We start from the raw sequence: 12,292 nt of genomic DNA, 5'->3' as shown, positions 1-12,292 counted from the left end.
ATTTTAAATTTAAAGTCTCCCCCTATCGGGGGAGATTATTCACCTATTAATTTGTTTTTAAGGTGTTCATGAAGGCTGCGCCGTTAGAGGGGGGCTTAGTCTCCTAATATAGTGTGCAATACGTTATCGTAAACCAATTTAATATCAGTAATATGGCCAAATGATTCTTCATCCACACTTAAATAACCATTGCTTACAGTACCCAATAAGCTAAACTCAACTTCGCTGGTAGCCATTAGTTCAATAAAACGTTCCTGATCGACAGGTGCAACGCTTACTACTACCCTGCCCTGTGCTTCACCAAAAAGGAAAGCATCTTTACGTATGCCGGTTTCTGATGCTATTTCAAAACCTAAGCCATTTGGCATTGCCGATTCTATCAGCGTAATAAATAAACCACCATCGGCCACGTCATGGGCAGATTGTATCATTTTATGTTTGATCAATTGCTTAACCACTTGCTGCATATCGTATTCCTTATCAATATCAAAATAAGGTGCGGGTGCTGCCAGTATTTTATGCCATGAGGCTAAATATTGAGAAGATGCAATGTCATTAACAGATTCGCCAATCAAATAAACCAAATCATCGGGTTGTTTAAAGTCTGATGTCATGATGTTAGTCACATCATCCATCACACCCAACATACCAATAGTCGGTGTTGGAAAAACCGGCCCGTCATCGGTCGACTGATTATAAAAACTCACATTACCACCTGTAACCGGGGTTTCAAACTTGCGACATGCTTCTCCCATTCCTTTTATAGCACCAACAAACTGCCAATAAACTTCTGGCTTGTATGGGTTACCAAAATTAAGACAATTAGTTATAGCAACAGGCTCACCACCAGCGCAGGTAATATTACGCGCGGCTTCTGCTACTGCAATAGCCGTACCCTTTTGCGGATCGGCATATACGTAGCGTGAATTACAATCAACTGTTAAAACAATAGCTTTATCTGTGCCTATAACATTAACTACAGCCGCATCGCTTGGGCGGTTGGTAGTCATTGTCGCAACACCTACCATAGAATCATACTGATCGGTCACCCAGCGTTTTGACGCGATATTTGGATGTGATATTAAATGCTCGGCAACAGCTAACAGATCAGTAGGTTCGGCAACATCTTCTATTTTAAATTTTTGGTTCATGGCAAAATAGGCAGGCTCACGATATTCGCGTTCGTAAACCGGCGCGCCGCCACCTAATACCAGGTCATCAGCAGGTACATCAGCAACCAACTTGCCGCCTGCATAATATTCCAGGCGTTTGGTATCTGTTACCTCGCCAATAACAGCGCAGTTCAGGTCCCATTTATCAAAAACAGCTTCTACTTCTTTTTCACGTCCTTTATGTACTACAATCAGCATGCGTTCCTGTGACTCTGACAGCAATATCTCGAAGGGTTTCATGTTTTCCTGGCGGGTTGGTACCGCATCCAGATTTATTCGCATACCATGTTCGCCTTTGGCAGACATTTCTGAGTTTGAGCAGATAATGCCTGCCGCGCCCATATCCTGCATGCCAACAACAGCTCCTGTTTTAATTACCTCTAACGTTGCTTCTAACAGAAGTTTTTCCTGGAAAGGGTCACCAACCTGTACGGCCGGTAAATCATTAACAGAATCTTCTGTAATATCTTTTGACGCGAACGCCGCGCCATGTATACCATCCTTACCCGTTGCAGACCCTACAATATATACCGGGTTACCAACACCATATGATGTTGCCGATACCGTTTCGCCCGCTTTAACAATACCTGCAGACATGGCGTTAACCAACGGGTTAACATTATAGCAATCATCAAAAAACAACTCGCCGCCAACGGTAGCTATACCAAAAGCATTGCCATAATGACTAATGCCTTTAACAACACCTTTAATTAACCATTTAGTACGATCCTGTGTAATATCGCCAAAACGTAAAGCGTTTAATTGTGCTATGGGCCTTGCACCCATAGTAAATATATCGCGATTTATACCGCCCACACCTGTTGCAGCGCCCTGGTAAGGCTCTAAAGCCGAAGGGTGATTATGTGATTCTATTTTAAACGCGCAGCCAATACCATCGCCCAAATCAACCAACCCCGCGTTTTCTTCGCCTGCCTTAGCCAGCATACGCGGACTATCTTTTGGCAACGTTTTAAGCCAGGTAATTGAATTTTTATATGAACAATGCTCACTCCACATTACCGAAAAAATGGATAGCTCGGTAAAGTTGGGCACACGGCCCAATATTTCTATTATCCGATCATATTCTTCGGGTAGTAAGCCTAAATCTTTAGCTGTTGTAACGGTAGTAAGTTCCTGGGTCTCCAATGTTATACGTTTTTTTAAAAGGATGCCCAAAAGTAGAGAAAAAAGGTCAAAGGTGAAAGGTAAAACGTGAGTGGTGTGCAAACCTTTTACCTTTATCCCTTCACCTTTTACCTGATTATTGGCTTATAGAAAAGCTAATAGGTATAGTATACTTAACCCTTACTGGTTGCCCGCTTTGCATACCGGGTTTCCAGGCGTGTGATAGCTTTAATACACGCAAGGCTTCCTCATCCATGCCAAATCCGGCACCACGATCAACCATTACGCTTGATAGGTGACCGTCTTTTTCAACTACAAAACTAACCAGCACACGGCCACCTATACCCTTATCTAACGCCTCCGGAGGATAATGTAAGTTCTTTTGTAAAAACTTGCCCCATCCTGCCGCGCCACCAAAAGGCTCGGGCATTACATCAACATAGGTGTGTATTTCATTACTTTTTTCTACATCATCATTTCCCATGCCATTTCCTTTTCCAGCATCAGAAGGGATATTTATTCCATCAACCCCTCCTGCCGTTTTAATTTCAACTGGCCCCACTGCGGTTTTCTGCAGATCAATTTGCTTTGGCGGATCAATCGTTACCGGTTTATCAGTTACAATCATTTGTACATACTTTGTAGTATTAACTGGCGGTAAAGGTTTTGTTGCCGCCGGTTTTACTTTTTTTAGTTCAGCTTTGGGCGGTACAGGTGGTTCTACATACTTTGTTAAAACTACTTCTGTATTTTTAAATAATGTTTCGGGTTTTGCCCTTACCAGGATGCCAAAAATTACCGCGGCACTAATAACGCTGACAAAAGTAATACCCATGGCCTTTACAACATTATCAGCATAATGCTGCCTGATATAATAAGCGCCATATTCCTTGTTACGTTTAGCAAAAACAAGCTCGAGCCACTCGGACTTGCACAAATTAAAGTTTGAGATAAGCATAATGGTTGAAATTTAATTTTATTATATAACGCTTATAAAATATTTAATGTTGTTAAATTTTCACTTTTAGCATGTTTGCAACATTATTGCATTATTAATTATATTTACATAACTAAATTATTAGTTTTAAATAAACATTTCATTATTAGTACACTTTTGTTGCAATTTGTCTTTTAAAGAAAACGCCCAAAATAAAAAAAGCTGCCCCGATTACATCGGGACAGCTCCTATTTTTGAAAGTTTTCTTAAATCTTTTGCTTAGAAAGCGTAAACAGCAGCTAAAAGGAATTGTGAAGCAGATTTTGTAGCTACACCATTTTTATCAGTAAAAATTGCATTTTTACCGTTATCTAATCTTACTTCAGGAATGAAAGTTAGTGGGCCTGATTTAATATTAGCAGTAAAAGTAGCCGCAGTTATGCTTGAACTTGGAGTAGTGCCAACTGCTTTAAAATTAAAATACTCACCTCTTAAACCTAAAGTAACTGCTTTATCAACAGCTATCTGTGGATATAAGGCTATACCGCTATAGTTTGCAGCACCATTACCAGATTTAGTAGCACCGTTTAAGCCTAATTTAAAAGCATCAGTTATTTGGTAAGCGGTAGTTACATCAAATATAGTACCTGATGCAGGGCCTGTAGCTACGTTTAAATAAGCTGTCCAGCCTTTAACAGGTGCTAACATTAATTGCGCGCCAAAGGTATTTATTCTGCCTGGCAATACCGCTGGCCCGCCTGGTGCTGTGTTGGCAACGTTTGTTGAGTAAACATTCCACTGATCATTAAATACACCAACCATTAAGCTTGCTGCAGGTGAGAAAGTGAAGGTAGCCTTAGCTCCTGCATTTTGGAATGGGCCGTTAGTGAATAAATAAGATGTTGAATAATTAAAGTTTCCGGCAGGGGAAATTACTTCGTACCCTATAAATGTAGCCATATAACCCATAGTCAGGTTAAAACTACTGGTTACATCATACGAAACATATAAGTTTTGAATGTGATTGGTAGCGACAGGTATAGATTGGTCACTGCGTGGACCGAAAGATACTTCGCCAACAAATGAAGCTTTGCCAACTTTCTTTTTTAAAGCAAGGTCAACCATACCTATAGAAAATGAATTTTGATCGGTGGCAAAACTGGTAGGTATATTATTATGACCAGAAAAGTCATACTTATAATAAGCATCTACCGAACCTGAGATAACCAGGGGAGCGTCACCGGTGGTTTTAATTGTATCCTGCGCTTTAGAAGCTAAGCTGAATGCCGATACAGTAAGTAATAAAAGTAATAATTTTTTCATGATTTGATTGATAAGTGTTTAATTGATAATTGTTGTTAATTTGATTGCTGTTTTTAAAACGTATATATTTTAAAGTTTTGAGATACTTTGTACAAAGTATCAGCCATTAATTATAAATTCATTTTAAGTAATTGGTTTTCAAAAAATTATGTTTTAATATTAGCAAAACATATAAAACAAGGACTCTGAATCCTATCAAATTGATAGGTTATGTGATAATAATAAAATATTTTGATTTATAAAAACCCTTGTGCGGTTTGCATTTACATCCCGCACAAGGGATAATAGTATTAGATAAACTTAAGCCGGAACTTTTGCGCCTTTATCAAACAGGCCGCTTAAGCTGATGTCTTCATCTTGAGCTGGATAAGCTTCGATACCGTGATCAAATATATCCAGGCCACCTACTCCTAATTCACCATGTTCTTCAACACGTAATCTCCAAGGATTAGGCAATTTATTAATAATATACATCATTATAATAGTTACCACAAAAACGGCAATCGCAATCGTGAATGTACCTATAGCCTGGGCCTCAAGTACGCTTGCACCGCCACCATAAAATAAACCTGTAACAGGTGCACTATTATCGGCACCGGTAGGGCCGGTTACACCATAGTCTCCTGAAGCAAATAATCCAAGTGATAATGTTCCCCAGATACCGCAGAAACCATGTACAGATACTGCACCAACCGGATCGTCAATACGTAACCACTCTATAAAGTTCATAGCTGCGTATACTACAAAACCGGCAATAGCACCAAGCAATATAGCACCAAGCGGGCTAACCCAGTAACAAGGGCAGGTAATAGCTACCAAACCACCTAATAAACCGTTTAAGGTATAACCTAAATCAAATTTACCTTTTGTTGGGCCCCACCATAAACCTGCTAACATAGCCATCATACCGCCAGCGCAGGCAGCAAGGGTTGTATTGGCTGCAACACGGCCAATTCCTTGCATATCCATTGCAGAAAGTGTACTGCCCGGGTTAAAACCATACCAGCCAAACCAAAGAATAAATGTACCAATTGCTGCTAATGGCATATTGTGTCCAGGTGGCATTCCGCCTTTTTCTTTATCATCACGTGCAAAAATACGTCCCAAACGTGGGCCTAATACTATTGCACCGGCTAATGAAGCTACACCACCAATGGTATGCACTACCGTTGAACCTGCAAAATCACGGAAACCTTGTCCCAATGATGGCAAGAAGCCGGTTGGTGTACCCATTGTTACTAAGAAACCATCAGGTCCCCAGGCCCAGTGACCAATTATTGGGTATATAAAACCTGTAATACCTATACTGTAAAGAATATCACCACGGAAGCTGGTACGACCGATCATTGCACCGGATACAATAGTTGAGCAAGTATCAGCAAAAGCATATTGGAATATCCAGTGTGCAAGTATCGGAACTCCATATGCCTCATATGTTGCAGGAGTATTTTGTAGGAAGAACCAATTTTTACCATCAGCTCCACCCCATCCTATAAAACCGTTACCATGTCCAAACATAAATGCATAACCAATGGCGTAGAATAAGATACCACAAAGGCAGGTATCATAAATACACTCCATTAATACGTTAACAGTTTCTCTTTTACGAGCAAATCCAGCTTCAAGCATTACAAAACCTGCTTGCATACCAAATACTAAAAATGCTGCTACCAGTGTCCAAACTGTATTAATAGAATTAATCATAGAAGTTTCCAGATCAGTTGGTTTTGCAGGAGCAGCCGCAGCATGAGCAGCAGAAGGCAATAATCCCGGAATAGTGAACATTGCTGCTACTACCAGGCCCAAGCCTATCATCTTCCCCGTTAAAATGGTTGCACCCAGCGCCCATTTCTCCCGCGATAGGCCGCGAAACGCGTCCAGCAGGTTGAATTTTGGTTGTTTTACTTTCATTTGTTTGTTGATTAATTAGTTAGTTAAATGTGATTGTTTGAGAAAAAGTTAGGAAATAAGATTTTTTGTAAAATTTTCATTCATATTTTAGCATTGTTATGGGTTAGGATATCAGTTTATTAATACTTTCATAAAAATATGGATGAATTTCATTAAAAACAAGCATTTGATTCAAAAAAATGTATGAAATTGTAAATTATTACAAAAAATATAAAATTTAACAATTATTTAATATGTTTTTTGAATAATTTTTAATTGAAAAACCGTAAGTAATATAATTTATATAATTATTTAAAGTTGATTTATTGCATTTTATTTAAAAAAAGATGATTTAAAGATATCTTTTTGCAGTAAAAAGTATAAAAATTTAAAATAACAGTGAGTTTTTAAGAAAAAAATCCAAAAAACATAAATAATATCCCAGAATTGGGCTTAGATGTGATAATTTACAAAAAATTATTAAACTTTTATATTTCATTTTAAAATTTACACTTTATTTTAAAGTATAATTCTATTTTTGAGCTAAACCATTAGAAAATTTAATCATGCCTAATATTCGTTTTCAGGCCTTGCAGGCTGTACTAACCAGAACAATCCCTGAAGTAAAATCACCGTCTTTAAAAATCTCTGATTTTTATGGTGCCAACGTTTTCGACATAAAGAAAATGAAGGAATACCTCTCTAAAGAAGCTTATCAAAGCATAGTTAATTCTATAGAAAAGGGCGAGCCTATTCCAAGAGATATGGCCGAACAAGTAGCAACTGCCATGAAATCATGGGCTTTAGGTAAAGGAGCCACGCATTATACCCACTGGTTTCAGCCGCTTACGGGTACAACAGCCGAAAAGCATGATGCGTTTTTTGAGCCCACTGCCGATGGTGGTGCTATAGAAGTGTTTTCTGGCGATGCCCTGGCACAACAGGAACCTGATGCCTCCAGCTTCCCGAGTGGCGGCATACGCAACACATTTGAAGCCCGTGGTTATACTGCCTGGGATCCTTCATCCCCTGCTTTTATAATGGGCCGTACCTTATGTATACCAACTGTTTTTGTATCATACACAGGCGAAGCACTTGATTACAAAGTGCCATTATTAAAAGCTGTAAGCGCTTTAGATAAAGCAGCAGTTGATGTTTGTCATTATTTTGATAAAGGAATTGAGAAAGTAAATGCATCATTAGGTATAGAGCAGGAATATTTTTTGGTTGACATAGCATTATTTAACGCGCGGCCCGATTTGTATTTAACAGGTCGTACCCTTTTTGGGCACATGTCTGCAAAAAACCAGCAATTGGAAGACCATTACTTTGGTTCGATCCCCGAAAGAGTGTATGCTTTTATGCAGGATATGGAAACAGAAGCATTATTATTAGGTATTCCTTTAAAAACACGCCATAATGAAGTTGCGCCATCACAATTTGAATGCGCACCTATATATGAAGAAATAAACCTGGCTATTGATCATAACCAACTATTAATGGATTTGATGGACAGGGTAGCAAAACGCCACAACTTTAAAGTATTGCTGCACGAAAAGCCATATGCCGGCATTAATGGCTCTGGTAAGCACAATAATTGGTCGATGATTACCAATACCGGCAAAAATTTATTATCTCCCGGTAAAACGCCCAAGAATAATTTAATGTTTTTGGCATTTTTTGTAAATACTATAAAAGCTGTTTATGAGCATTCCGATCTGTTACGCGCATCTATCGCATCAGTAAACAACGATCATCGCTTAGGTGCAAATGAAGCGCCGCCGGCAATAATATCTATATTTTTAGGAAGCCAGTTAAGTGAATTGCTGGATGAGATTGAAACCTCAAGAATAAGTAAGAAAATTAAAGATGAAGCTTTATTATGGCAGGGCATTCCTAAAATACCGCAGATACTAAAAGATAATACAGATCGTAACCGCACCTCGCCATTTGCCTTTACGGGTAATAAGTTTGAGCTGCGGGCAGTTGGCTCATCGGCAAACTCTGCAAGCCCAATGACAATCCTGAACTTAATAGTAGCAGATCAGCTAAAAAAATTCAAATACGATGTTGATAAACTATTAAAAAAGGGCGAAAAGAAAGATGTGGCTTTATTAATAATTATTAAGAAATATATTAAAGAGTCGAAAAATATACGTTTTGAAGGTAATGGATATAGCGAAGAGTGGGAAAAAGAAGCAGAAGCAAGAGGCTTATCTAATTTAAAAACTACACCAAAAGCACTTGACGCATTCATATCAGAAAAATCTGAGATTTTATATGCAGAAACTTCTGTATTTACTAAACGTGAAGCACATGCGCGTCATGAAATATTATTAGAGAGTTTTTACAAGAAATTACAGATAGAGGCCCGCGTAATAGGCGAGTTAGTAACCAACGTGATTATACCGGCTGCAATTGATTATCAAAGTAAATTGATTGAAAATGCCAAAGGACTAAAAGATCTGGGCTTAAACGAATCTACTTATAAAGTTCAATTGGATATTATCAATCAAATATCCGAGCATATTAATTTTATTAAATTAAACGTTGACCAAATGGTTGCCGAACGCAAACAAGCCAATGGCATTGAAGACCTGCGCGAAAAAGCTATTGTATATGATGAAAAAGTAAAGTCATTCTTTCAGCCAATACGTTATCATGTTGATAAACTCGAACAGTTGGTTGATGATTCTTTATGGCCGTTGCCTAAATTTAGAGAATTGCTATTTATCAAATAATAAAAAAGCCTCCAAATCCCGGAGGCTTTTTTATTTACAAATGTGCAAACAGATCCGATTCGCGTTTTTGCTTTATTAATACTTCACGATACCTGGAAAGCAGGGTTGATTTCGAAATAAAACCAACAAACCGGTCATTTTGAATAACGGGTAAGTGCCAAACATCAACGCTGTCAAAAATTTCCATCACACTGCTCACCGATTGGTCATAATCAATAATTGACGGTGGCACCGCCATTATATCCGCTACAGTAGCATTGTCTGAAATATGATCAAATAATTGCTGGCGCACCAGGTCTATCCACACTATCCCGTCTAAAGCATCATCATTGTCAAGCACAGCAAACCGGTTAGCATTACTTGTTGACAGTAACTTATAAAAATCAGTTAATAGCATTTCTTTTTTTACAGCCACGTAGTCTTTTGTAATAATGCTATCCAGTGTAATCGCATTCAGCATGTCATAATCCTGTCCGGGATGAATGTTTTTTTCGTGCACTAACTCGTGCCAGTATATATTATGCGAACTTGATAAGCGTGATATAATGTATGATATAGACGATACGATCATCAACGGAATAAACAATACATAACCGCCCGTAATCTCTGCTATTAAAAATATGGCCGTTAACGGGGCATGCAAAACGCCGCTTAATGCACCAGCCATACCCACCGCTATAAAATTACTGGTGCTTAAATGCACCCAACCTAACAGATTTACCGTAAATGCAACAAATAAGCCTAAAAACGCCCCGGTAAACATGGTTGGGGCAAACGTACCGCCATTACCACCCGCTCCTATGGTAATACCCGCAGCTATAATTTTTGTAAAAACAAGGGCAGCAATAAACACTATCATTATTAACGGATTTGATAGCCATGAACTAAAAAATGTTTCTTCTTTTAAAGCGTCAATATTGCCGTTTAAAACGGCTTGTAAATAATGATAGCCCTCGCCAAATAACGGTGGAAACAAGATGATCATCAAACCCAGCAATAACCCGCCTGCCAGTGCACGTATATAGCGATTTTGTTTTTTTAGTATGCCCTTTTCAAGCATGACAGCTACTTTGGATATATAAACCGATATCCACCCGCTAAACAGTCCCAATAAAATATAGAACGGAAGCGCGCTCATTGCCCAACCTTCTGTTACTAAATGAAACAACTGACCTGAGTATAATAATTTGGAAACTACCACACCTGTAGCCGATGCTATTAACAATGGTATTAAGGTTGGTATAGTTATTTCGCCAATTAAAATCTCAAGTGAAAAAAGAACACCTGCAATAGGGCTGTTAAATACCGCTGCAATGCCTGCAGAAGCTCCTGCTGCTATCAAAACTGTTTTCTCGTACGGACTCAAATTGAAAAACTTGCCGGTATTAGAGCCAATTGCGGCCCCTGTACTAACAATAGGCGCCTCAAGGCCAGATGAACCGCCAAAGCCTACGGTTAATGAGCTGGTGATAAGTTGCGAATATATATTGTTATATTTAATGTTCGACCGGTTCTTTTTAATGTTGATCAAAATATTTCCTATCCCTTTTTGTATCCTGTCCCGGTTTATTAAATGTTGATAAGCTACAGTGAGGAAAATACCTAACGCCGGTAAAAAAACGTAGATAATGTGATATGGTAAATGCGACGATATATTTCTGCTTATATCCTCCATCACGCTGACCAAAAATTTGAGCGCTATTGCTGCAAGGCCGGCAAAAAAACCAACAAAAACACTGCAATAAATTAAAAAATTTCGCTGGCTATTTTGCCGCATGCGCCAACGGGCTATTTTATAAGAGATGGATTTTAACATAGATTGCCGGAAAATAGACCAAGTAATGACTTTACTGATTAAAAAAACGTATTAAGCAGTATATTTGGCCCATGATTTCTTCGCAAAGATATGATAAAAGAGGGGTATCGGCCTCAAAAGATGATGTACACAACGCAATAAAAAATATTGATAAGGGTATTTTCCCTAAGGCCTTTTGCAAAATTGTGCCTGATATATTAACTAACGATCTGCTATACTGCAATATAATGCATGCGGATGGGGCCGGAACAAAATCATCATTAGCTTATACTTACTGGAAAGAAACCGGCGATATCTCTGTATGGCGCGGCATTGCCCAGGATGCTATAATTATGAACCTTGACGATCTGCTCTGTGTGGGAGCTACGGATAATATTCTTTTATCATCTACCATCGGCAGAAATAAAAACCTGATACCGGGCGAAGTAATAGCTGCTATAATAAATGGCACAGAAGAAATATTAGCCGGACTTAGAGATGCGGGTATTGGCATTTATTCAACCGGTGGTGAAACCGCTGATGTGGGCGATCTGGTACGTACCATAATTGTTGACTCGACCGTAACCTGCAGGATGAAACGCAGCGATGTTATATCAAACGACCGCATTCAACCCGGCGATGTTATTGTAGGATTGGCATCATACGGACAGGCTAATTATGAAAAGGAGTATAACGGAGGAATGGGATCGAACGGCTTAACATCAGCCAGGCATGATGTATTTAATAAAACCATTGCCAATAAATATCCTGAAAGCTATGATGCTGCAATACCTTATGAGCTTATATTTTCGGGTAGTAAAAGCCTTACTGATTTAATTAGTATTGGTAATAACCAATCTGTTACAGCAGGTAAGCTGGTTTTATCTGCCACCCGCACCTATGCACCAATTATTAAACAAATATTAGATAAGTATAGAAGCAGAGTACATGGTATGATACATTGCAGCGGGGGAGCGCAAACCAAGGTGCTTCACTTTATTGATGAGCTGCATATAATAAAAGACAACCTCTTCCCTATCCCGCCTTTGTTTAAACTGATACAGGAAGAATCAAAAACCAGTTGGCAGGAAATGTACAAGGTTTTTAATATGGGGCACCGTATGGAACTATATGTACCACAAGAAATAGCTGCAGAACTAATAAGCATATCCCAAAGTTTTGGTGTTGAGGCACAAATTATTGGCTATGTTGAAGCTGCCGGACAAAAGCAGGTAACTGTTAAATCTGAATTTGGGAAGTTTGTTTATAACTAATCAACTACTACAAAAAAGGCCGCTTCGGATTTTCC

7 protein-coding genes are annotated in these 12,292 nt (G+C 38.8%); 2 read left to right on the top strand and 5 right to left on the bottom strand.

From position 1 onward, the window contains the following. Positions 1-95: 95 nt before the first annotated feature. The 4 genes from purL to JWR23_RS10040 all read right to left on the bottom strand — a co-directional run bounded on the left by purL (position 96) and on the right by JWR23_RS10040 (position 6,468). Positions 96-2,318: a phosphoribosylformylglycinamidine synthase subunit PurL gene (purL, locus tag JWR23_RS10055; protein WP_299515769.1), complete on the bottom strand. Its 2,223-nt coding sequence runs from the start codon at positions 2,316-2,318 to the stop codon at positions 96-98. 115 nt (positions 2,319-2,433) lie between these two features. Further along, positions 2,434-3,255, bottom strand: a complete 822-nt coding sequence (locus tag JWR23_RS10050; RefSeq protein WP_299515767.1) for an energy transducer TonB — start codon at positions 3,253-3,255, stop codon at positions 2,434-2,436. A 258-nt stretch (positions 3,256-3,513) separates the two neighbouring features. Beyond that, positions 3,514-4,557, bottom strand: a complete 1,044-nt coding sequence (locus JWR23_RS10045; RefSeq protein WP_299515765.1) for a porin — start codon at positions 4,555-4,557, stop codon at positions 3,514-3,516. A gap of 300 nt (positions 4,558-4,857) precedes the next feature. After that, a complete protein-coding gene (locus JWR23_RS10040) occupies positions 4,858-6,468 on the bottom strand; it encodes an ammonium transporter (RefSeq protein WP_299515764.1) in 1,611 nt (536 codons plus the stop codon). Between the two features lie 545 nt (positions 6,469-7,013). Here JWR23_RS10040 and JWR23_RS10035 point away from each other — a divergent pair. Next, positions 7,014-9,188 carry a glutamine synthetase III gene (locus JWR23_RS10035; protein ID WP_299515763.1) on the top strand — a complete coding sequence of 725 codons (2,175 nt, stop codon included), beginning with the start codon at positions 7,014-7,016 and terminating at the stop codon, positions 9,186-9,188. A gap of 34 nt (positions 9,189-9,222) precedes the next feature. Here JWR23_RS10035 and JWR23_RS10030 read toward each other — a convergent pair whose 3' ends face one another. Continuing rightward, positions 9,223-11,004: a chloride channel protein gene (locus JWR23_RS10030; RefSeq protein ID WP_299515762.1), complete on the bottom strand. Its 1,782-nt coding sequence runs from the start codon at positions 11,002-11,004 to the stop codon at positions 9,223-9,225. A gap of 71 nt (positions 11,005-11,075) precedes the next feature. Here JWR23_RS10030 and JWR23_RS10025 point away from each other — a divergent pair, with 71 nt between their 5' ends. Then, complete coding sequence (locus JWR23_RS10025; RefSeq protein ID WP_299515760.1) at positions 11,076-12,257, top strand: AIR synthase related protein; 1,182 nt, start codon at positions 11,076-11,078, stop codon at positions 12,255-12,257. Positions 12,258-12,292 lie beyond the last annotated feature (35 nt).

Source organism: Mucilaginibacter sp., from assembly GCF_028288205.1.
Classification (GTDB): Bacteria; Bacteroidota; Bacteroidia; order Sphingobacteriales; family Sphingobacteriaceae; genus Mucilaginibacter.
The sequence above is the reverse complement of the archived record's forward strand: the minus strand, read 5'-3'. Positions and strand labels throughout refer to the sequence as shown.

Coding starts and splice junctions, on each gene's coding strand:
- JWR23_RS10050 (WP_299515767.1), bottom strand. CDS start 3,255: ATGCTTATCTCAAACTTTAATTTGTGCAAGTCCGAGTGGCTCGAGCTT.
- JWR23_RS10045 (WP_299515765.1), bottom strand. CDS start 4,557: ATGAAAAAATTATTACTTTTATTACTTACTGTATCGGCATTCAGCTTA.
- JWR23_RS10040 (WP_299515764.1), bottom strand. CDS start 6,468: ATGAAAGTAAAACAACCAAAATTCAACCTGCTGGACGCGTTTCGCGGC.
- JWR23_RS10035 (WP_299515763.1), top strand. CDS start 7,014: ATGCCTAATATTCGTTTTCAGGCCTTGCAGGCTGTACTAACCAGAACA.
- JWR23_RS10030 (WP_299515762.1), bottom strand. CDS start 11,004: ATGTTAAAATCCATCTCTTATAAAATAGCCCGTTGGCGCATGCGGCAA.
- JWR23_RS10025 (WP_299515760.1), top strand. CDS start 11,076: ATGATTTCTTCGCAAAGATATGATAAAAGAGGGGTATCGGCCTCAAAA.